The organism is Nesterenkonia sedimenti, assembly GCF_012641515.1.
Classification (GTDB): Bacteria; Actinomycetota; Actinomycetes; order Actinomycetales; family Micrococcaceae; genus Nesterenkonia; species Nesterenkonia sedimenti.
Genome location: NZ_JABAHY010000008.1, coordinates 1 through 20490, shown reverse-complemented (window position 1 = coordinate 20490; position 20490 = coordinate 1). Strand labels below are relative to the sequence as shown.

Annotated in this window: 17 protein-coding genes, 2 tRNA genes and 1 pseudogene; 15 read left to right on the top strand and 5 right to left on the bottom strand. The window is 63.0% G+C overall.

Going from position 1 to position 20490, the window contains the following annotated elements; translation table 11 throughout:
* Positions 1-88: 88 nt before the first annotated feature.
* The 7 genes from HGQ17_RS09370 (at position 89) to HGQ17_RS09340 (ending at position 8921) form a co-directional block, all read left to right on the top strand.
* A complete protein-coding gene (locus tag HGQ17_RS09370) occupies positions 89-1915 on the top strand; it encodes an acetolactate synthase large subunit (RefSeq protein WP_168887690.1) in 1827 nt (608 codons plus the stop codon).
* A 4-nt stretch (positions 1916-1919) separates the two neighbouring features.
* The gene (ilvN, locus tag HGQ17_RS09365; protein ID WP_168887689.1) at positions 1920-2453 is read left to right on the top strand and encodes an acetolactate synthase small subunit; all 534 of its coding nucleotides are present in this window, start codon (positions 1920-1922) and stop codon (positions 2451-2453) included.
* 34 nt (positions 2454-2487) lie between these two features.
* Positions 2488-3513 (top strand): ketol-acid reductoisomerase, encoded by a 1026-nt coding sequence (gene ilvC / locus HGQ17_RS09360; RefSeq protein ID WP_168887688.1) that lies wholly within the window; start codon positions 2488-2490, stop codon positions 3511-3513.
* Positions 3510-5105, top strand: coding sequence for a phosphoglycerate dehydrogenase (gene serA, locus HGQ17_RS09355; RefSeq protein ID WP_168887687.1), 1596 nt, complete (start codon positions 3510-3512; stop codon positions 5103-5105). The genes ilvC and serA overlap by 4 nt, the downstream gene beginning before the upstream one ends.
* Before the next feature lie 8 nt (positions 5106-5113).
* On the top strand, positions 5114-6712 hold the full coding sequence (gene metG, locus HGQ17_RS09350) for a methionine--tRNA ligase (RefSeq protein ID WP_168887686.1): 1599 nt from the start codon (positions 5114-5116) through the stop codon (positions 6710-6712).
* A 12-nt stretch (positions 6713-6724) separates the two neighbouring features.
* Positions 6725-7783 (top strand): 3-isopropylmalate dehydrogenase, encoded by a 1059-nt coding sequence (locus HGQ17_RS09345; protein ID WP_168887685.1) that lies wholly within the window; start codon positions 6725-6727, stop codon positions 7781-7783.
* A gap of 61 nt (positions 7784-7844) precedes the next feature.
* Positions 7845-8921 (top strand): branched-chain amino acid aminotransferase, encoded by a 1077-nt coding sequence (locus HGQ17_RS09340; RefSeq protein WP_168887684.1) that lies wholly within the window; start codon positions 7845-7847, stop codon positions 8919-8921.
* Here HGQ17_RS09340 and HGQ17_RS09335 read toward each other — a convergent pair.
* Positions 8918-10618, bottom strand: coding sequence for a DUF885 domain-containing protein (locus tag HGQ17_RS09335; protein ID WP_168887683.1), 1701 nt, complete (start codon positions 10616-10618; stop codon positions 8918-8920). The two genes, HGQ17_RS09340 and HGQ17_RS09335, sit on opposite strands and share 4 nt — an antisense overlap.
* Positions 10619-10672: 54 nt before the next feature.
* Between HGQ17_RS09335 and HGQ17_RS09330 the strand changes: the two genes are divergently transcribed.
* The 6 genes from HGQ17_RS09330 to HGQ17_RS09305 all read left to right on the top strand — a co-directional run bounded on the left by HGQ17_RS09330 (position 10673) and on the right by HGQ17_RS09305 (position 14404).
* On the top strand, positions 10673-11446 hold the full coding sequence (locus HGQ17_RS09330; RefSeq protein ID WP_168887682.1) for a fumarylacetoacetate hydrolase family protein: 774 nt from the start codon (positions 10673-10675) through the stop codon (positions 11444-11446).
* A gap of 22 nt (positions 11447-11468) precedes the next feature.
* On the top strand, positions 11469-12998 hold the full coding sequence (gene gltX, locus HGQ17_RS09325; protein ID WP_168887681.1) for a glutamate--tRNA ligase: 1530 nt from the start codon (positions 11469-11471) through the stop codon (positions 12996-12998).
* Positions 12999-13076: 78 nt separating this feature from the next.
* Positions 13077-13148, top strand: a tRNA-Gln gene (locus HGQ17_RS09320).
* Between the two features lie 109 nt (positions 13149-13257).
* Positions 13258-13330, top strand: a tRNA-Glu gene (locus HGQ17_RS09315).
* A 350-nt stretch (positions 13331-13680) separates the two neighbouring features.
* Positions 13681-14127: a transposase family protein gene (locus HGQ17_RS09310; protein ID WP_168887680.1), complete on the top strand. Its 447-nt coding sequence runs from the start codon at positions 13681-13683 to the stop codon at positions 14125-14127.
* On the top strand, positions 14117-14404 hold the full coding sequence (locus HGQ17_RS09305) for a hypothetical protein (protein WP_168887679.1): 288 nt from the start codon (positions 14117-14119) through the stop codon (positions 14402-14404). The genes HGQ17_RS09310 and HGQ17_RS09305 overlap by 11 nt, the downstream gene beginning before the upstream one ends.
* Before the next feature lie 182 nt (positions 14405-14586).
* Here the strand turns inward: HGQ17_RS09305 and HGQ17_RS09300 are convergent, their stop codons facing one another.
* Both HGQ17_RS09300 and HGQ17_RS09295 read right to left on the bottom strand, forming a co-directional pair.
* Positions 14587-15552 (bottom strand): VOC family protein, encoded by a 966-nt coding sequence (locus HGQ17_RS09300; protein WP_168887678.1) that lies wholly within the window; start codon positions 15550-15552, stop codon positions 14587-14589.
* Positions 15553-15651: 99 nt separating this feature from the next.
* A complete protein-coding gene (locus HGQ17_RS09295) occupies positions 15652-16164 on the bottom strand; it encodes a MarR family winged helix-turn-helix transcriptional regulator (RefSeq protein ID WP_168887677.1) in 513 nt (170 codons plus the stop codon).
* A 760-nt stretch (positions 16165-16924) separates the two neighbouring features.
* Here HGQ17_RS09295 and HGQ17_RS09290 point away from each other — a divergent pair.
* A pseudogene (locus HGQ17_RS09290) lies at positions 16925-17996 on the top strand (IS3 family transposase); the annotation flags it as partial.
* Between the two features lie 203 nt (positions 17997-18199).
* Here HGQ17_RS09290 and HGQ17_RS09280 read toward each other — a convergent pair.
* Positions 18200-18700, bottom strand: coding sequence for a VOC family protein (locus HGQ17_RS09280; RefSeq protein WP_168887676.1), 501 nt, complete (start codon positions 18698-18700; stop codon positions 18200-18202).
* A 53-nt stretch (positions 18701-18753) separates the two neighbouring features.
* A complete protein-coding gene (gene sigJ, locus HGQ17_RS09275; RefSeq protein WP_168887675.1) occupies positions 18754-19638 on the bottom strand; it encodes an RNA polymerase sigma factor SigJ in 885 nt (294 codons plus the stop codon).
* A gap of 99 nt (positions 19639-19737) precedes the next feature.
* On the opposite strand from sigJ, the gene HGQ17_RS09270 reads away from it, so the two are divergent.
* The gene (locus HGQ17_RS09270; protein WP_168887674.1) at positions 19738-20475 is read left to right on the top strand and encodes an SDR family oxidoreductase; all 738 of its coding nucleotides are present in this window, start codon (positions 19738-19740) and stop codon (positions 20473-20475) included.
* The last annotated feature ends 15 nt before the right edge of the window (positions 20476-20490 follow it).

The following is a 20490-nucleotide window of genomic DNA, read 5'->3' as shown; positions in this document are numbered from 1 at the left end:
AACCGAATCGATCACCCCGGCACGAGGGCCCCGCACAGGGACTCCAAGGCCGGGGTTTCGTCTGTGCAGGGGCAGATAGGGATTGAGTATGTTGACGACGACCACCGCTGATGAGCGGATATACGGACCAGCGCGCAACGTTGCGCCCGAAACTGTCACAGGCAGCCAGGCCATCATCCGAAGCCTGGAGGAACTAGGCGTCACCGACGTCTTCGGGATCCCCGGTGGAGCCATCCTGCCCACCTACGACCCCCTGATGGACTCCGAGAAGGTCAACCACATCCTGGTCCGCCACGAACAGGGTGGAGGCCACGCCGCCCAGGGCTACGCGATGGCCACCGGCAAGGTCGGAGTCTGCTTCGCGACCTCCGGCCCCGGTGCCACCAACCTGGTGACCCCACTGGCCGATGCCCATATGGACTCCGTGCCCATGGTGGCCATCACCGGACAGGTCAACGCCTCGGTCATCGGCACCGACGCCTTCCAAGAGGCCGATATCGTCGGGATCGCCACCCCGGTCACCAAGCACACCTTCCTGGTCACCGATGCTGACGAGATCCCGCGGGTGATGGCAGAGGCCTTCCATATCGCCTCCACTGGCCGGCCCGGACCCGTGCTGGTCGATGTCACCAAATCCGCCCAGACCGCCCAGACCACCTTCTCCTGGCCGCCGAAGCTGGGCCTCACCGGCTATAAGCCGGTGACCCGCGGACACGCCAAACAGGTCCGCGAGGCCGCCAAACTCATCGCCGCCTCCCACCGTCCGGTCTTCTACCTCGGCGGCGGAATCATCAAGGCCGAGGCCAGCGAGGAATTCAAGGCCCTGGCCGAGGCCGTCGGCGCCCCGGTGGTCAACACCCTGATGGCCCGCGGCGCCTTCCCCGACTCCCATCCGCTGAATGTGGGCATGCCGGGTATGCACGGTTCAGTCTCCGCCGTGGCGGCCCTGCAGCAGTCCGATCTGCTGATCACTCTGGGCGCCCGCTTCGACGACCGGGTCACCGGCCAGCTGGAGAGCTTCGCCCCAGAGGCCAAGGTCATCCACGCCGATATTGACCCGGCCGAGATCTCCAAGAACCGCTACGCCGATGTGCCGATCGTGGGCTCGTTGAAGGAGATCATCCCCGAACTGGCCACCGCGGTGGAGGATGTCTTCAGCAACCAGGAACGCCCGGATCTCGGCCCCTGGTGGACCCGCCTGAACCGCCTGGTCGAGACCTACCCTCTGGGCTGGACAGAGCCGGAGGACGGGGCCATCGCCCCACAGAAGGTCATCCAGAAGATCGGCCAGGCCTCCGGCCCCGAAGGGGTCTATGTGGCAGGAGTCGGCCAGCACCAGATGTGGGCCGCCCAGTTCGTCGGCTATGAACGCCCCCGCCAGTGGCTGAACTCCGGTGGCCTCGGCACGATGGGCTACTCCGTGCCCGCCGCCATGGGCGCGGCAGTCGGCAACCCCGACCGCACCGTCTGGGCCATCGACGGCGACGGCTGCTTCCAGATGACCAACCAGGAGCTGGCCACCTGTGCGATCAACGGCATCCCGATCAAGGTCGCGGTGATCAACAACTCCTCACTGGGCATGGTCCGGCAGTGGCAGACCCTCTTCTATGAGTCCCGCTACTCCAATACCGACCTCAACACTGCCCTGAACCCCTCAGGCGAACAGGTGGTGCGCATCCCGGACTTCGTGACCCTCGCCGAAGCCTATGGCTGCGCGGGCCTGCGCTGTGAACGCGATGAGGATATCGACAGCGTCATCGCCCAGGCCCTGGAGATCAACGACCGCCCAGTGGTCATCGACTTTGTGGTCTCCCGCGACTCCATGGTCTGGCCCATGGTCCCGGCCGGGGTCTCCAACAGCGATATCCAGGTTGCCCGCAACCTCACCCCCGACTTCGACGGAGAGGACGACTGAAGCGATGGCACCCACAAACGCTGACGGCGTTGCACGACGCACACTCTCCGTTCTGGTTGAAGACGTCCCCGGAGTGCTCTCCCGGGTCTCCGGGCTCTTCGCCCGCCGAGCCTTCAACATTCATTCCCTGGCTGTCGGACCCTCTGAGATCGAGGGCCTCAGCCGCATAACCGTGGTGGTTGATGCCGACGCTCACCTGCTGGAGCAGATCACCAAACAGCTCAATAAGCTGATCAACGTCATCAAGATCATTGAGCTGGAACCGGCCCAATCGGTGCAGCGGGAACACCTGCTCATCAAGGTCAAGGCCGATGCCGCAACCCGGCTGCAGGTCACCCAGGCCGTGGAGCTCTTCCGCGCCAAAATCGTGGATGTCTCCACTGACTCACTCACTGTTGAAGCCACCGGAGCTGCCGATAAGCTCGATGCGTTGCTTTCGGTCCTGGAGCCCTTCGGGGTTCGGGAGATCGTCCGCTCCGGAACACTGGCCATCTCCCGAGGCGCGAAGTCCATGACGGACAAAGCCCTCAAACAGTAAAGACCTCATCACCACTGACACTAGGAGTAACACCGTGACCGACCTCTACTACGACGACGACGCCGATCTCTCTGTGCTGTCCGATAAGACCGTGGCCATCATCGGCTATGGGTCCCAGGGCCACGCCCACGCCCTGTCCCTGCGCGACTCCGGTGTCGACGTCGTCGTCGGCCTCAAGGAGGGCTCCTCCTCCCGCGCCAAGGCCGAGGAGCAGGGCCTGAAGGTCGCCACCCCGGCAGAGGCAGCCAAGGCCGCCGATATCGTGATGATGCTGGTTCCCGACCAGCACCAGGCAGATGTCTACGCGGAGTCGGTGGCCCCGAACCTGCAGGACGGCAATGCCCTGTTCTTCTCCCACGGCTTTAATATCCGCTTCGACTACATCCAGCCCCCGGCGACTGTGGATGTGGCCATGGTTGCTCCCAAGGGCCCTGGTCACGTGGTCCGCCGCGAATACGAAGCAGGCCGTGGTGTGCCCGCGCTGATCGCCGTGGAGCAGAACCCCACCGGCAAGGCCAAGGATCTGGCCCTGGCCTATGCCAAGGGCATCGGCGGCACCCGCGCCGGCGTCATCGAGACCACCTTCACCGAGGAGACCGAGACTGACCTCTTCGGCGAGCAGGCTGTGCTCTGCGGCGGTGCCTCCCAGCTGGTGCAGTACGGCTTCGAGGTGCTGACCGAGGCCGGATACAAGCCCGAGATCGCCTACTTCGAGGTCCTGCACGAGCTGAAGCTGATCGTCGACCTCATGGTTGAAGGCGGTCTGACCAAGCAGCGCTGGTCCATCTCTGACACTGCAGAGTTCGGCGACTACGTCTCCGGCCCCCGGGTGATCAGCCCCGAGGTGAAGGAGAACATGAAGGCCGTGCTGGCTGATGTGCAGTCCGGTGCCTTCGCCCAGCGGTTCATGGACGACCAGCGCAACGGCGCCAAGGAGTTCGCTGAGCTGCGGAAGAAGAACGAGTCCCACCCGATCGAGCCCACCGGCCGCGAGCTGCGTAAGCTCTTCAGCTGGATCCCCACTGATGATGACTACCAGGAAGGAACTGCAGCGCGGTGAGCAATCGTCCTGTTGTTGTCCTCGCCGAGGAGCTCTCCCCGGCAACTGTTGAGGCCCTGGGCCCCGACTTTGAAATCCGCCAGTCCGACGGCACTGACCGGCCCAAGCTGTTTGCCGATATCGCCGACGCCGATGCGCTGATGGTGCGCTCTGCCACCACAGTCGACGCCGAGGTGTTCAGCCACGCCAAACGGCTCAAAGTCGTGGCCCGTGCCGGGGTCGGCCTGGACAATGTGGACATCCCCGCTGCAACGGAGGCCGGGGTGATGGTGGTCAACGCCCCGACCTCCAATATCGTCTCCGCCGCCGAGCTGACCTGCGCTCATATCCTGGGACTGGCCCGGAACATCTCCCCGGCCCACCAGGCGCTGAAAGCAGGGGAGTGGAAGCGCTCGAAGTACACCGGTGTCGAGCTGCAGGAGAAGACCCTCGGGGTCATCGGCCTGGGCCGCATCGGTGGACTGGTGGCCGAACGGATGAAGTCCTTCGGTATGGAGATCATCGCCTATGACCCCTATGTGACCTCGGCCCGTGCCCACCAGCTCGGCGCCCAGCTGGTCACCCTGGAGGAGCTCTACGCCAAGGCCGATGTGATCACCATCCATATGCCCAAGACTCCCGAGACGGTGGGGATGCTGGGCACCGAGCAGTTCAAGGCGATGAAGCCCAGCGCCTTTGTGGTCAATGTGGCCCGCGGCGGACTCATCGACGAGGAGGCACTTGAGACCGCCCTGGCAGCAGGGGAGATCGCCGGTGTCGCCGTGGATGTCTTCGCCACTGAGCCCTCCACCGACCTGCCCTTCTTCACCCGGGAGAATGTGGTGGTCACACCGCATCTGGGTGCCTCGACCTCCGAGGCCCAGGAGAAGGCCGGTGTGTCCGTGGCGAAGTCAGTGCGGCTGGCCCTGGACGGTGAACTGGTCCCGGATGCGGTCAACGTTGCAGGTGGGGCCATTGACGCTCTGGTCCGCCCCGGTATCCCGCTGATGGAGAAGCTGGGTCGGGTGCTGACCGCACTGAGCTCCGAGGCCTTCACCGATATCGAGACCGAGGCTGCAGGCGAAATCGCCGAGTTCAACGTCTCGGCCCTGCAGCTGGCAGCGCTGAAGGGCGTGTTCACCGATGTGGTCAACGATCCCGTCAGCTATGTCAACGCTCCGGTGCTTGCCGAGCAGCGTGGCATCTCCACCCGGCTGACCACCACCTCCGAGGTGGAGGACTACCGCAACGCCCTGACCATCCGCGCGGCGACTTCCTCGGGTACGAACCTGGAGGTGCGCGGAACCCTCACCGGTCCCAAGCAGATCCAGAAGATCGTGGGCATCAACGGCTATGACCTGGAGATCGCCCTGACCGATCACCTGGTGGTCTTCGAATACGCCGACCGGCCCGGTGTGGTCGGTGCCCTCGGTGAGATCCTGGGTGCCCACCAGGTCAATATCGCGGGCATGCAGGTCTCCCAGAACACCCGCGAGGGACGGGCCCTGGCCGTACTGGCTGTGGACTCCGCCCTGCCGGCCGGTGTGCTGGACACTATGAGCGCAGAGGTCGACGCTGCGCTTGCCGCTGAAGTGGACCTCGAGGAGAACTAGGGAAAGCAATGGCAGAGCAGCCAACGTATTACATCACCACGGCGATCTCATACCCCAATGGGGAGCCGCATATCGGCCACGCCTACGAGTACATCGCCTCCGATGCGATGGCTCGGTTCAAGCGGCTCGACGGCTATGAGACGTATTTTCTGACCGGCACCGATGAGCACGGCCAGAAGATGCAGCAGTCCGCGGAGAAAGAGGGGATCACCCCCTATGAGTTGGCCACACGCAATGCCGCTGCCTTCAAAAAGGTCGACGACGAGGTCCTGGGAATCTCCTACGACCGGTTCATCCGCACCACCGATGAGGACCACTACGAGGCCTCTAAGGCGATCTGGCGGAAGATGGTCGAGGCAGGAGATATCTACCTCGACAAATACGCCGGCTGGTACTCCATCCGCGATGAGCGGTTCTACAACGAGGATGAGACCGAGGTCCGTGAGGACGGGGAGCGCTACAGCATCGAGACCGGCACTCCGGTGACCTGGACCGAGGAGGAGTCCTACTTCTTCCGGCTCTCGGCCTACCAGGAGAAGCTGCTGAGCTTCTACCGGGATAACCCCAGCTTCGGCGGCCCCACCAGCCGCTTCAACGAGGTGATCCGCTTCGTGGAGAACGGTCTGGAAGACCTCTCCATCTCCCGGACCACCTTCGACTGGGGTGTCCCGGTGCCCAAGGACCTCACGGAGTCCGAGACATCCCTGGACCATGTGATGTACGTCTGGGTCGACGCCCTGACCAACTACCTCACCGGTGTCGGCTTCCCCGACACCGAATCCGAGTCCTTCAAGAAGTTCTGGCCCGCAGATGTCCACGTCATCGGTAAGGACATCTCCCGGTTCCACTGCATCTTCTGGCCCGCCTTCCTAATGAGCGCGGGCCTGCCGCTGCCCAAACGGGTGATGATCCACGGCTTCCTGCACAATGCGGGGGAGAAGATGTCCAAATCAGTGGGCAATGTCGTCGCCCCCGAGGCCTGGGTGCAGACCTACGGCCTGGATGTGGTGCGGTTCTTCCTGCTGCGTGAGTTCCCCTTCGGCCAGGACGGCTCCTATACCCACGACGCCGTCGTCGGGCGTAAGAACTCCGATCTGGCCAATAACCTCGGTAACCTCGCCCAGCGCAGCCTGAGCATGATTGTGAAGAACTGCGATGGCGCCATCCCGGAGCCCGGTGAGCTCACCGAGGCTGATCAGGCGATCCTGGCCCAGGCGGAGAAACTGCTGGAGATCAGCCGTGAGGCCTACCAGATCCAGGACTTCCACCACGCCCTGGAGCGGACCTGGTACGTCCTCGGTGAGGCCAATGCCTACTTCGCCGACCAGGCTCCCTGGCAGCTGAAGAAGACCGATGAGGCCAGGATGCGCACGGTCCTCTACGTCACCGCCGAGGTGGTGCGTAAGGTCGCACTGCTCTCCCAGCCGGTGATGCCCGAATCGGCCGGCAAACTGCTCGACGCACTGGGTGTGGAAGCATCCGGGGATGCCGGTGCCACCAATGCCTCCAACACCGGAGCGCGGTCCTTCGCCGCCTTCGGTCAGCAGCTGACCCCCGGCACACCGCTGGAGAAGCCGCAGCCGATCTTCCCCCGCCACGAGGACTGAACAGGAGTACGTATGAACACCTTCAGCATCGCCGTCATCGGCGGCGACGGGATCGGCCCGGAGGTCACCGCCGAGGCCCGTAAGGTCCTCGACGCCGCCCTGGCCGGTGAAGAGGCCACCTTCGAGTACACCGAGTATTCACTGGGCACCCAGCACTGGCTGGCCACCGGTGAGACCCTCCACGATGAGACTCTGGAGAAGCTGCGCGGACATGACGCGATCCTCTTCGGAGCCATCGGTGCGGACCCGCAGGATAAGCGGATTCCCTCCGGTGTGGTCGAGCGGGACCTCCTGCTGAAGATGCGATTCTCCCTGGACCATGCGGTCAACCTGCGGCCCTCCCGCACCTACCCCGGGGTGAGCACCCCGCTGGCTGAGGGCACCGAATTCGACTTCGTCGTCGTGCGTGAGGGCACTGAAGGCCCCTATGTGGGCAATGGCGGCAGCCTCCGCAAAGGCACCGACCAGGAGATCGCCACCGAGGTCTCGGTCAACACCGCCCACGGCGTCAAGCGGGTCGTGGCCGATGCCTTCGCCCGGGCCGAGAACCGGCGCGGGAAGCTGACCCTGGTCCATAAGCACAATGTGCTCACCAACGCCGGTGACCTCTGGCGCCGCTGCGTGGAGGCAGAAGCTGCCAAGCACCCCGAGGTCACCTGGGACTATATGCATATCGACGCCGCCACTATCCATATGGTGGCCAACCCCGAGCGTTTCGATGTCATCGTCACCGATAACCTCTTCGGCGATATCCTCACCGATCTCGCCGGTGCAGTCTCCGGAGGCATCGGCCTGGCGCCCTCGGCATCGATCAACGTCGACGGCACCGCACCCTCAATGTTCGAACCGGTGCACGGCACCGCCCCGGATATTGCCGGTAAGGGCATCGCCGACCCCACCGCGGCAGTGCTCTCCACCGCCCTGCTGCTGCAGAACCTGGGGCTGGACCAGGCTGCCAAACGCATAGAAACTGCGGTGCATCAGCAGCTGACCGAATGGGCCGCCGCAGGCACCGGAGAGCAGCTGAGCACCGCCGAAAAGGGCGACGCCTACGCCGCTCGTGTGCAGTAGCGTATAAAGTGAGCCACACGACATCCTGACCGTCCCGGACTGAAGAGAAGAGGTCCTCGCCATGACCGAGTTCACTGCCATCGAACACCCCAATCCCACTCCACAGGAGAAGATCACCGAGGCTCTGGCTAACCCCGGCTTCGGCACCCAGTTCACCGACCACATGGTCACTGTGGAGTGGACCGAGGACGGCGGCTGGCAGAACGCCAAGGTGGAGCCCTATGGCCCCATCAGTCTGGACCCGGCAGCCTCCGTGCTGCACTATGCCTCGGAGATCTTCGAGGGTATGAAGGCCTACCGGCACAGCGACGGCAGCATCTACACTTTCCGGCCCGAGCAGAACGCCGCCCGGTTCAACCGCTCCGCCAAGCGGATGGCACTGCCGGAGATCCCCGAGGACCTCTTTGTGCAGTCTCTGGAGCAGCTGCTGGCCAAGGACAAGGCTTGGGTCCCCGGCGGTGAGGGGGAGTCCCTCTACTTGCGCCCCTACTCCTTCGCCACCGAGGCATTCCTGGGGGTTCGGCCCTCCAAGGAGGTCCGCTATATGGTCATCGCCTCACCGGCCGGGAACTTCTTTGGCGGCGAGCTCAAGCCGGTGAAGATCTGGGTCTCGCGCGACTATGTGCGCGCAGCTCCCGGCGGCACTGGAGCAGCCAAGACCGGCGGCAACTACGCCGGCTCCTTGGTCGCCCAGGAACAGGCCGCGGCCAACGGCTGCCAGCAGGTGCTCTTCCTGGATCCCCTGCACGAGAACTCCGTGGAGGAGCTCGGCGGGATGAACGTCTTCCTGGTCACCAATGACGGCCGGGTGCTCACTCCGGAGCTGACTGGCACCATCCTGGAGGGTGTGACCCGCTCGGCCCTGATCCAGCTGGCAAAGGACCGCGGGCTGACCGTCGAGGAGCGGCGCATCACCCTGGACGAATGGGCAGCCGGTGCAGCCGATGGCACCATCACCGAGGCTTTCGCCTGCGGCACCGCCGCAGCAGTGACCCCCATCGGGGAACTGCTCGACGGCGATAAGACCATCAGCCACACCGGCGATTACTCCACCACACTGGCTCTGCGTGAGGAGCTGCTGGGCATCCAGACCGGCAAGGTCGAGGACCGGCACGGCTGGCTGCATAAGCTGGCCTAGAGCTTCGCGAGGGTCTCCTCGAGATCATCCAGCCCCAGGGCACCGATGCTCAGGGCCTGCATATGCCAGGCCTTGAGGTCGAAGCTCTCCCCACGGGATTCAGTTGCCTTGCGGGCGGCCTCGCGTCCGTTGAGCCAGGCACGCTCACCGAGCTTGTAGCTGATCGCCTGTCCGGGCCAGCCCAGGTAGCGGATGATCTCGGAGGTCACGAACTCCGCCGGGCTGCCGGTGTGAGCGTTGAGGAACTCCTCGGCCAGCTCCCGGGTCCAGGTCTGCCCGGCGCCGATCGGGGAGTCCTCCGGCACGGTCAGCTCCAGGTGCATACCGAGGTCGATGACCACCCGGATGGCCCGCAGGATCTGGGCATCGAGGTAGCCCATACGCTCCTCGGGGTCGAAGTAACCCAGCTCATCCATCAGCCGCTCGGAATACAGCGCCCAGCCCTCGGTCATCCCGGATGAGGAGCCCAGAGTGGTCTGGTACACCGAGAGGTCCTTGGACTTATAGGCCCACTGGGCGAACTGCAGGTGATGGCCGGGCACACCCTCGTGGTACCAGGTGGAGACGAGGTCGTAGATCGGGAACTCCGTGCGGCCCAGGGTCGGCAGCCAGGTCCTGCCCGGGCGGGAGAAATCCACTGCCGGCCGGGTGTAGTACGGGGCGGCTGCAGAGCCCGAGGGCGCGATCATCGCCTCCACAGTCTTGATCGGTTCGGCGATATCGAAGTGGGTACCGTCCAGCTCCTCAATGGCGGTATCCATCATCTGCTGCAGCCAGCTGCGGACCTCCTCAACACCTTCGACCCGGCGGCCGTTCTTATCCAGCCAGGCCATGGCCTCCACCGGAGTTGAACCGGGTTTGATCTGCTCGGCCAGCTCACACATTTCGGCGTAGATCCGCTTGTACTCGGCCCAACCCCAGGCATAGACCTCCTCGGGGTCAATACTGGCGCCCATGAATCGGCGGGTGTTCAGCAGGTACCGTTCCCGGCCCACAGCATTTGGAGTGCCCTCTGCGGCCGGCAGATAGGTCTGCTGGAGGTAGTCGCGCATCTCGGCGACTGCTGCCGCGGCGTCGTCGGCGGCTTCCTGCAGCTGCCGGGACAGGGCCTCCGGGCCCTTGGCAGCGAACTGGTGGAACCAGGTCTCATCACCCTCCAGCCACTCCTGGAGCTGACCGATCACGGTCTCGACCTGCAGGGGTGCGGAGGTGATCCCGCGGCGTCGTCCCTCCTCCAGGGTTTCGCGCAGGGAGGCGTAGCTGGCGCTGAACTGCCCCAGCCGCCGGGCGATCACAGCCCAGTTCTGGTCGGTCTCCTGGGGCATCAGCAGGAACAGGGAGCGGGCGGTGTGGATGGGGGAGGCGATATTGCGCACCACCCGCAGGTTCTCCCCGGATTCGTGGACTTCGAGCTCCACGCCGATCCGGTCACGCAGCAGATCCGCGCAGCGCTGCTCCAGCTCGTTGAAACCCTGTTCACCGGCGGCAGCCTCCAGCTCATCGAGCTGGTTCAGGATCCGCTGGCCCAGCTCGGCACGGGCGTTGAGCGCAGTGGGGGAGTAGTCGGGCATCCGGTCCTCATCAGGACGCATACCCAGCATGGTGCCCACTGTGGGGTCGAGGTCGCAGAGCGCCTCAACAAAGTGGTCAGCCAGCTGCCGGGGTGTCTCAGGGTTTTGGGAAAATTCGTTGCTCATGGCAACAATCCTGCCAGAGCCGCGCTGAGCTGCAACCGGCGATAGAGTGTGACTATGCGCATTGCACGATTCGTTACTGACTCTGATCCCGCCTACGGTGTTGTGACCGGTGAGCCCGGTGAGGAGACCATCTCCCAGCTGGCCGGGGATCCCTTCTACCAGGGCATCCAGGAGACCGGGCAGACCCATAAGCTCGAGGACGTGCGGCTGGTGGCCCCGATCATCCCGCGCTCCAAACTCATCGGTGTGGGGCGTAACTATGTGGACCACGCCAAGGAGCTGGGCAACGAGGTGCCGACCACCCCGCTGCTGTTCCTGATGCCGAACACTGCTGTGGTGGGCCCGAATGAGCCGGTGACCCTGCCCAGCTTCGGCCAGGAATTCAGCTATGAGGTCGAACTGGCCGTGGTGATCGGCCGGATCTGCAAGGATGTGCCCGCCGACCGGGTCAATGAGGTCATCTTCGGCTACACCGTGGCCAATGACGTCACCGTCCGCGATGTCCAGCGCACCGACGGCCAGTGGGCCAGGGCCAAGGGCTTCGACGGCTCCGCGCCGCTGGGTCCCTGGATCGAGACCGAGCTGGAGCCTGATGACCTGCGGATCGCCGGCACGCTCAACGGCAAGACCGTCCAGGACGGCCGCACCAAGGACATGGTCTTCGATGTCACCTACCTCGTCTCTTACATCTCCCAGGCAATGACCCTGTTGCCCGGTGATGTCATCCTCACCGGTACCCCCGCCGGTGTGGGCCCACTGCGTGAAGGCGATACCTTCACCGGTGAGATCGAGGGCATCGGCTCCCTGACCAACACTTTCCGCGCCTGACCGAGGAGAAAACCACCCCACCATGAGCACTGCAGCTCCGAATACGATCCCCGCTGTGGACGCCAACACCCCCGTCCGCGTGCGGTTCTGCCCCTCGCCGACCGGCACCCCGCATGTCGGTCTGATCCGCACGGCCCTGTTCAACTGGGCATATGCCCGGCACACCGGTGGGAAGCTGATCTTCCGCATCGAGGACACCGATGCCGCCCGCGATTCCGAGGAGTCCTACCAGCAGCTGCTGGAGGCGCTGCGCTGGTTGGGCATTGATTGGGACGAGGGCGTGGAGGCCGGAGGGCCGAATGAGCCCTACCGCCAGTCCCAGCGTGGCGAGATCTACCAGGACGTCCTGGCGAAGTTGACCGAGGCCGGCTACGTCTATGAGTCCTTCTCCAGCCCCGAGGAGGTCGAGGAGCGGCACCGGGCTGCTGGGCGTGACCCCAAGCTCGGCTACGACAACTACGACCGCGACCTCACCGATGAGCAAAAGGAGGCCTTCCGCGCCGAGGGTCGCCAGCCGGTGCTGCGCCTGCGGATGCCCGATGAGGACATCACCTTCACTGACCTCGTCCGCGGGGAGATCACCTTCGGTGCCGGTTCCACCCCGGACTTCGTGGTGGCTCGGGCCAATGGTCAGCCGCTGTACCCGTTTGTGAACCCGGTGGACGATGCACTGATGGGGATCACCCATGTTCTGCGCGGGGAGGACCTGCTGTCCTCCACACCGCGTCAGATCGCCCTGTACCGGGCTCTGCACGCTGTGGGGGTCGCCGAGTACCTGCCGGCCTTCGGACACCTGCCCTATGTGATGGGGGAGGGCAATAAGAAGCTCTCCAAGCGCGACCCCGAGTCGAACCTCTTCCACCACCGCGACCGTGGCTTCACCCGTGAGGGTCTGCTGAACTACCTGGCTCTGCTGGGCTGGTCGCTCAGCGCTGATGAGGACATCTTCACCGTCGATGAGCTGGTGGAGAACTTCGATGTCGCAGATGTGCTGGGCAATCCGGCGCGTTTCGATGTGAAGAAGGCTGAGGCCATCAACGGCACCCATATTCGCAAACTGGAGGCTCAGGATTTCCGGGACCGCCTGGTGCCGTATCTGCAGGCACAGGGACTGGTCGGAGACCAGCTCAATGAGCGGGAGGCGTTCCTGCTCGACGGGGCGGCACCACTGGTCCAGGAACGGATTGCCCTGCTGGGCGAGGGGGCAGACATGATGGCCTTCCTCTTTGTCGCAGATGACCAGCTGCAGATCGAGGATAAGGCGTTCAGCGGTCTGGGGGATCAGGTTTTGGAAACCCTCGACGCCGCCACCTCGGCTCTTGAGGGCATTGAGGCCTCTGCCTGGACTACAGAGTCCATTGAGACTGCTCTGCGGGAGGCTCTGATCGAGGGGCTTGAGCTGAAGCCTCGGAAGGCCTTCGGTGCGGTGCGTTCGGCAATTTCGGGACGGAAGGTTTCCCCGCCGCTGTTCGAGTCCATGGAGCTTCTGGGCAAGGATTCTTCCCTTGCTCGGATGGCACGTTTCCGCTCTCTGGTGGAGCAGCAAGGCTGACTCAGAGGGCGGATTTGCTGAGCCAGATAAAAGTGGTGTAAAGTATCTAGGCGTTGCCCAGCCAGTCTGGCGAAGCAATGGGCTATGGTGTAATTGGCAACACGACGGTTTCTGGTACCGTTATTCTAGGTTCGAGTCCTAGTAGCCCAGCGGTCCGATTTGAGGATCAAAGAGATAGTCTGCTAGACTATTAAAGCCCTCGGCGACGGGGGCATTGTTATGAGACAATTTCTGTTTCATAACAACAACAATCGCATATGGCCCCATCGTATAGCGGCCTAGTACGCCGCCCTCTCACGGCGGTAACGCGGGTTCGAATCCCGCTGGGGTCACTTCTGCACCCTCGCACGCCCAAAAACCCCGGAAACACGGGGAAGACAGGCGGCGGGGGTGCTTTTGTATGTCCAGAAATGACTGCTTTTTTGGCTGCACATAATTCCGCGCTTCTCAGCAGCCGCCTCAATGGGCTTATCTCCTCGAATCCACGATCAAGCAGTTCTGCTTTCAGTGCTCACCACTGCCAGCATCAAGATACAGTCTCATACGAAGTTAAGAGGCTCTTCGGATCTGGGGGTGGGGCTGGCGACTCGCGGAGGAACTTGAGTAGAGCATGAAGGTGGGGTCGGGGCCTCGATGATGTGTAGCGACCAAGCAAACACATTGCAGAAAGACCCCGACCCCGATGTTCGAGAATACGCGCCCTGTCCCTGCCTGCCCAACAGTCAAGCTCAGCTACTGCCACAACTGTGATCTCTTCGCCGATCTTGATGGCCTCCATGTGACCGCTGTTGACCGCCCGGCAATGAAGTCGGCGCTGATCGTGTGGGTCGAGTCAGCCAAAACAATCACCGGCTGCCCCGACTGTGGAGTCGTCGCGGTCAGTGCTGGGCGCCGGGAAGTAGAGCTGATTGATGCTCCGGTCTATGCAGGCCCAGCCCGGCTGATCTGGCGTAAGCGACGCTGGCGCTGCGAAGACCGGGACTGTTCCCGCGGGGTGTTCACTGAGCAGAACCCCACAGTCGCAGCGCCCCGGGCGCTGCTGACTCGGCGCTGTATCGCCTGGGGCATCAGGCAGATGCGGCGAGAGAACCTATCGATCCACGGCTTGGCCCGTCAGCATGGAGCCTAGTTCGAAAGCTGATGCGATCCGGGTCATCGAAGAAGCCGGGGTTGTTGCGGCCCCGTCGCTGCGGACCCTGTGGCGACACCTTGGCCGGCATAAGGATCAGCAGTGGCGTGATGCCGCCTGCCAAGCTGGGGTCCATGCTCCGGCACAGACTCTGTTGGCGATGGACATCGACCCTGAACTGGCACTGGGCGCACTGAGACTGTCCTTGGGCCGTGGCACTGTTGAAGCGGATATTCACGCCGCCGTCTCAGCGTTGGCTGAAGCAGCGCAGAGCTAGAGTGTTCCAGCTGCACTCAATCCTTCAACCGGCCTGGGTTCACTGGCGATGGAGTCACGTGGCAACCAGGCGAATAATGGCTCACCGCAGCGTGGCACAGAAGAGAAGTATCAGTCCCCCAGATTATCGGTCGGGATCGGCACGGTCATCGCGATGCCTGTTGGGTGGGGAGCAGCTGGTGCTCAGCGGCTGAGCAGGTCCTCGGTCTTGGTGCCCGGCAGACCGACTGACACGTGGGTTCCCCACGGGTCAGAGGCCGTCACGCGGTTGCCGTGATCTTGGAACTTGGCACCCTTCAGCCTCAGGCGCTCTATCAGAGCATCGAGGTCCTCCCGGCCGGGGACGGTGACTGAGACATCACCAAGTCCAAGGCGGGCAGCACGGGGGCCGGCCCCAGGACTGTTCCAGGTGTTCATCGCGACGTGGTGATGGTACCCACCGGCGGCTGCGAAGAGCGCGCCTGGATAGCCGGTCACCGTGGCTTCGAATCCGAGGGTGTCAATATAGAAGTCCTTAGCGACTGCTATGTCACCGACCTGCAGGTGCACGTGGCCCACGATTCCTGCACGGTCCGGTCCGGCGTCAAGAACCTGTTGGTCTAGGTGGGACTTCAGGAAGGCGTGAGGGTCCAAATACAGTGTTTCCATTCGCAGCTCGCCATTCTTCTGCTCCCACTGGTCTCGCGGGCGATCCCGATAGAGCTCGATCCCGTTGCCCTCAGGGTCTGTGAAGTAGAAGGCTTCACTCACATGGTGATCGCTGGAGCCGACGAATTTTGACCGAGAGTCCTGGGAGGCACGGTATGCCGTGGCGGCGAGGCTGGCCTGGTCCTCGAAGAGGAACGCGGTGTGGAACAGTCCGGCCTCGCGGGGGTCGACGCCTGGCAAGCCGGGAGTGTGTACTAAACGGACCAGTGGAGTAGTGCCACGGCCCAGCACGCGGTGAACCTCTGCCCCGCGGCTGCGTTCCTCCAGGGCTACCATCGCCAGCGCGTTCTCATAGTAGGAGGACATATTCTCCAGATTGCCCACGTGCAAGGTCACAGCGTCCATCGACGTTGCCGGGTTCAGATAGCGTTCGTTGGCTGCACCGGCTTCGTCACCAGTCAGCTTTGCTCGAGCCTCAGATTTCGACTGAGAATCAAACATTGAGTTCCACCTTCATTTCATCGTGTTGGGCGGGAGCGGTCATAACGACTCCCCAGTAGGTCTTGAGTTATATGGCTGACGACGCCGTACTTCACAGAGTTACCCGGGGACATCGCCCGAGCCGCTTCCACTGGCCGGAACCGTGAACATTCGGCCCTCGGGGTCAAGTTCTCCGAGCAAGGACTCAGCGATTGAGGACAGTTGTGCCGTCTGTTCTGGTGTGAGCCTGTCAAACACCAGGCGGCGCACATTCTCAACATGTCTCGGAGCCGCTTGGACCACTGCAGACCAGCCCTTCTCGGTCAAGGTGACGTTCCTCGCCCGTCGGTCGTTGTCGCAGAGGCTGCGAGTGATCAACCCGGCCTTCTCCAGTCCTGTGAGCACCCGAGAGATCCTGGGAAGCGTGGCGTTGGTCATGTCAGCAAGTGCCTTGATTCGCAACGTTCGCTCAGGTGCCTCCGAAAGGGACGCCAGGGTGAAGTACTCGAAGTGCGTGAGATCATCATCGCGAAGCAGTTGGGCGTCGAGCGCGCCAGGGAGCAGTTCGAGCACCGATGCAAGGTTCAACCATGCACTCCGCTCATCGTCGGTAAGCCAGCGAGGGTCAGCCATGGGTCCATATTAACTGATAGTTGTAGGTACAAGCAATACCTTCTATGACTAGTTGTGCCTACAACCTAACTATCTGGAGTTTCATCATGACGTCATTCACCATTTTCGGCACCAGCACTATGGCCACCGCACTCGCGAGCGTTCTCACCAAGGGGTGGTTTCTCTGTTGAGCACGTCAGGTGCGCAAGAGATCTCCGTAGCGGTCAGTGGCGAGATCGTGATTCTTGCCGTGCCGCAGCCGTCGCGCTGATCGGACCAGGGCGGACATCTCTGGACCGCGTGATATTCGGTCCCCGGAAGTCTGGGCTCCAATCGCTGGCCTGAGTGAGTGTAGGATCCCGTGGTTCATGTCATGCGCGTCAGCCGCTGACATGGGAAGTGACATTTCGTTAAGACACGGGTCTGTCTCACTAACTTGTCGTATTCCTCAGGTCTGTTCTTGAGGACGCCTCGGTGGACCCAAGGCTGAGGGGTAGGAAGTTCGAGATTACTTAGACCGGCATGCTCGAACTTGCTCGTGGCGGAGCCGCTTCTCTGTGATGGCGATTTCTGGTTCGATCCCTAATTGCTTGGCGTAGACCAAGCGCATTCCGAGGACGTCCCCAAGTTCGTCGGCCACCACTTGCCGCTCCTTCTACACGGGGCCACAGGGGGATTATTCGGGGGACTTTGACCTGTCGAGTGTCTGAGAAGCCCGGGGCAGTTCAACCTAGCTAGTCTCATCCTGGATGGACTGCGCCTTACGCTTATTCCTGATCCGCTGGCCCTAGGCCAGGATGTCGCTGCTGTAGCCCGGGAGCTCGGGGTGACTGAGGCGACCTATTACAGGTGGAAGAATCAGTACGGCCGGTTGAAGGCCGAGGACGCCAAGCGCCTCAAGGAGCTGGAGAAGCAGAACGACCGCCTGAAGCGTTTGCTGGCTGATGCTGAGCTGGAGAAGGCTGCGTTGAAGGAGCTGGCGGAGGGAAACTTCTAAGCCCTTCACCGGCGTGGTGCGGGGGTCCATCACCTGATGAAGAAGATGGGTCTCTTTCGAGCCCAAGGCGACGGTGCTGGCCGGGCTGTCTCGTTCTGCATTCCGCCGACCGCTCAAGGGGGGACCGCCGCTGACGCTGATTCCGGGTTCAGAGCCTGGCTGCGTGTCTATGCGAAGGCTCACCCGCGGTGGGGCTATCGGAGGGCCTACCATGACGCCCGGGGTGAGGGGTGGGTGGTCAACCATAAGAAGGTCCAACGCCTCTGGAAAGCAGAGGGACTCCGTGTCCCGGTGAAGCGTCGAGGTAAACGGGTGGGTGCCTCCACTGCTGAGGCCCCGGCAGCTACTGCGCTGAACGTGGTGTGGGTGAGTGGATTTCTAGTTCGACGCCGACGAGCACGGCCGAGCCATCAAGATTGCCACGGTGGTTGATGAGCACACCCGTGAATGCCTCGGGGGCCTCGTTGAACGCAGTATCACTGGTGAGGCTCTGAAGGCCCATCTCGACACGGTCGCCGCCCAGCGTGGGTTCCCTCAGGTACTGCGTTGTGACAATGGACCGGAGATGATCTCTTAGGCCATGGCCGACTGGGCTGGTGAGCAGACCGGGATCTACTACATCCCACCAGGTGCCCCGTGGCGCAACGGGTACGTGGAGTCCTTCAATAGCCGGATCAGGGACGAGTGTCTGAATATCAACAGTTTCTACTCACTGCTGCACGCGCAGGTCATCATCGGTGATTGGAAGCAGCAATACAATGAAATCCGCAGGCACTTAGCCCTGGGCTATCTGCCACCTGCAGGCTACGCCCGGCAATGCCGGCACAAAGGAGAACGAACCCCGCGACTCGCGTAACGAGTGGACCTAATAACGGGGTCATTCCACGATCAATGGACTCATTGAACTCGCCCGGAGAATCGCCCGCGGGTTCCGCAATCGCGAGAACTACCGGCTACGGATGCTGCTCATCGGGGGAGGCCTCGACGGCCACCTCCCCACCTAAAATCCGAAGAGCCATATTAGGTCTCACCAGTACTCCAGTCTGCCCCAAGGGCCCCTCATTGCTTTTCGATGCCGATCTCCTTGAGGTTCTGAGCCTTCTGGCTCTCAGGGTCGAAAGGCCGAGCAGCGGTCATCGTCACGCTCAGATTCTCTGGTGTCACGACGTCGACCTCTGCAGAATTCCACGGTTTCACTGTCGGCTCAGATGCACTCCCGGGCAGCAGGCGCTGGCAGGAGGCCGCCATCTCCTCAAGCTGGTTCTCCACACAGGCGAAGCTGACAGCTGCGGTCGAAGTCTGAGCGGGAGGCTGACCAGGGACTAACAGTACGTCCTGAAAGGCCCACCGACGCAGATGCACAAACTGGCCCTCGGCTGAGAAGAAGTCAAAGAAGCCGAGCCCCTCCGACCAGAACCGAGTGGATGCCTCCAGGTCCGCGGTGGGAACCGTGACGAACGCAGGCATACCGTACATACCGTGGAACAGTTCGGGAACGGGTGTATCCGAGCTGGGCTGGGGGACTGGGCTGATGCTGAAAGCGGGATATATCTCTGTCATGCAGCACAGCCTCCACCCTCACGTCACGTCAGGGTCAAGACCTCCAGCAGCAACTACTGCCACAGCCGCAGTTTCTCCGGGTTGCGCATGATCCAGACCTGCTCAATCGCCCCTTCGACGACGCCGCAGGCCAGCAGCCCACCAACCTCCTCACCCAGACGGAACAGCGCTCCCTGTTCGCCTCCTGCCAGGGTGACAAGTTCAACCCCGGCCTCGGGAAACTTCTGCCGCAGACCCACCAGCATCTTGGCGACGTTCTCGGCGGTGATGACCGGGCGGCGCGCAGCCGAGACGATCCCGCCGCCATCGGACCTCAGCTCCACGCTGGGATCCAGCAGCCGAGTCAGTTCCGCGATGTCACCGGTGGCGCAGGCCTGTGCGAAGGCTCGCACCAGGTCAGTATGCCCGTCCTCCTCGGAGCCACGGGTGGCCTTGCCCGCCTGGATCTTCTTCCGGGCCTCGGATGCCAACTGTCGGCAGGCCCCGGGACTGCGCAGTACTACCTCTGATATCTCGGAGAACCCAAGACCGAATGACTCCCGCAGCACGAACACCGCCCGCTCGGCGGGACTCAGCCGTTCCAGCACCACCATGAGCCCATAGGAGACCTCGGTCTGCAGAACTGCATACGACTCAGGAGAGGCGTCGTCGAGTTCCTCGCCACGACCGGGAATGGGCTCCGGAAGCCATTCGCCCACATAGAGTTCGCGCTTGCGGTGGGCAGGCTTCAGCACATCCAGAGCAACCCGACCAGTGGTGCGCATCAGCCAGGCCCCGGGCCGGTGAACTGTTGCCCGCTCCTGCTCCGGCAGCGCGTAGAACCTGCTGACCGCCTCCTGCACCGCATCCTCGGCATCGGCCACAGTGCCCAACATCTGATAGGCCAGACCCAGCAGCCGAGGGCGCTCGCTGTCGATGTCGAGAAGCTCGGCAGTCATGCTCCCCATGATCTCACCTGACATTCTGGCCGGCTGCCTCGTCGTCTCTATAGGCGCAGATTCCTGCGCAGCACGAACGATATGGAGAGGAACACCGAAATGAAGATCACCGTCGTCGGCGGAACAGGAACAGTCGGCTCGCTTGCAGTCGCGGCAGCCCGGGCCCGAGGCCACGAGGTCACATCCGCATCCCGCAGGACCGGCGTCAATGTTGCCACCGGCGAGGGGCTCAACGAGGCATTGAGCGGCACCGACGCTGTAGTCGATGTCTCCAGTATGCCCACACTTTCTGCCTCACCCGCTGTGAAGTTCTTCAGCGCGGCGGCCAATAATGTCCTGACCGCAGCTGAAACTGAGAAGGTGCCACATGTGGTGCGGCTGTCCATCATCGGGGTGGACCGGAATCCTCATGGTTTCTACGCGGGCCAGTTGGCAATGGAGAAGATCTACGACGACGCCGCCGTCCCCACCACCGTTCTGCGTGCGGCACAGTTCCATGAGTTCGCGGCGCAGACCCTGCAGCGTTCCACCGTGGGGCCGGTTGTGCTGGCCCCACGTGCACGGGTGCAGCCTGTGGCCGGCAGGGAGGTCGCTGAGAAGCTGGTCAGCTTGGCCGAGGGGCAGCCACTGGGCAGGGCTGGGGACCTCGCTGGTCCGCGGGAAGAAGACTTAGCCGAGATGGTCCGCGCCTACGCACGCAGTCAGGGGAGTAGGCGGCTGATTCTTCCTGTGCGCCTGCCCATGCCGATGATGCGGGGAATGGCAGCCGGTCTACAGCTGCCCAATGGGTCAAGTCCGGTGGTGTGGTGTATGAGGGGTGATCCTTCAAGCGTGTAATTCTGGGTTATGCGG

Coding starts and splice junctions, on each gene's coding strand:
- HGQ17_RS09370 (WP_168887690.1), top strand. CDS start 89: ATGTTGACGACGACCACCGCTGATGAGCGGATATACGGACCAGCGCGC.
- ilvN (WP_168887689.1), top strand. CDS start 1,920: ATGGCACCCACAAACGCTGACGGCGTTGCACGACGCACACTCTCCGTT.
- metG (WP_168887686.1), top strand. CDS start 5,114: ATGGCAGAGCAGCCAACGTATTACATCACCACGGCGATCTCATACCCC.
- HGQ17_RS09345 (WP_168887685.1), top strand. CDS start 6,725: ATGAACACCTTCAGCATCGCCGTCATCGGCGGCGACGGGATCGGCCCG.
- HGQ17_RS09340 (WP_168887684.1), top strand. CDS start 7,845: ATGACCGAGTTCACTGCCATCGAACACCCCAATCCCACTCCACAGGAG.
- HGQ17_RS09335 (WP_168887683.1), bottom strand. CDS start 10,618: ATGAGCAACGAATTTTCCCAAAACCCTGAGACACCCCGGCAGCTGGCT.
- HGQ17_RS09330 (WP_168887682.1), top strand. CDS start 10,673: ATGCGCATTGCACGATTCGTTACTGACTCTGATCCCGCCTACGGTGTT.
- gltX (WP_168887681.1), top strand. CDS start 11,469: ATGAGCACTGCAGCTCCGAATACGATCCCCGCTGTGGACGCCAACACC.
- HGQ17_RS09310 (WP_168887680.1), top strand. CDS start 13,681: ATGTTCGAGAATACGCGCCCTGTCCCTGCCTGCCCAACAGTCAAGCTC.
- HGQ17_RS09305 (WP_168887679.1), top strand. CDS start 14,117: ATGGAGCCTAGTTCGAAAGCTGATGCGATCCGGGTCATCGAAGAAGCC.
- HGQ17_RS09300 (WP_168887678.1), bottom strand. CDS start 15,552: ATGTTTGATTCTCAGTCGAAATCTGAGGCTCGAGCAAAGCTGACTGGT.
- HGQ17_RS09295 (WP_168887677.1), bottom strand. CDS start 16,164: ATGGCTGACCCTCGCTGGCTTACCGACGATGAGCGGAGTGCATGGTTG.
- HGQ17_RS09280 (WP_168887676.1), bottom strand. CDS start 18,700: ATGACAGAGATATATCCCGCTTTCAGCATCAGCCCAGTCCCCCAGCCC.
- sigJ (WP_168887675.1), bottom strand. CDS start 19,638: ATGACTGCCGAGCTTCTCGACATCGACAGCGAGCGCCCTCGGCTGCTG.
- HGQ17_RS09270 (WP_168887674.1), top strand. CDS start 19,738: ATGAAGATCACCGTCGTCGGCGGAACAGGAACAGTCGGCTCGCTTGCA.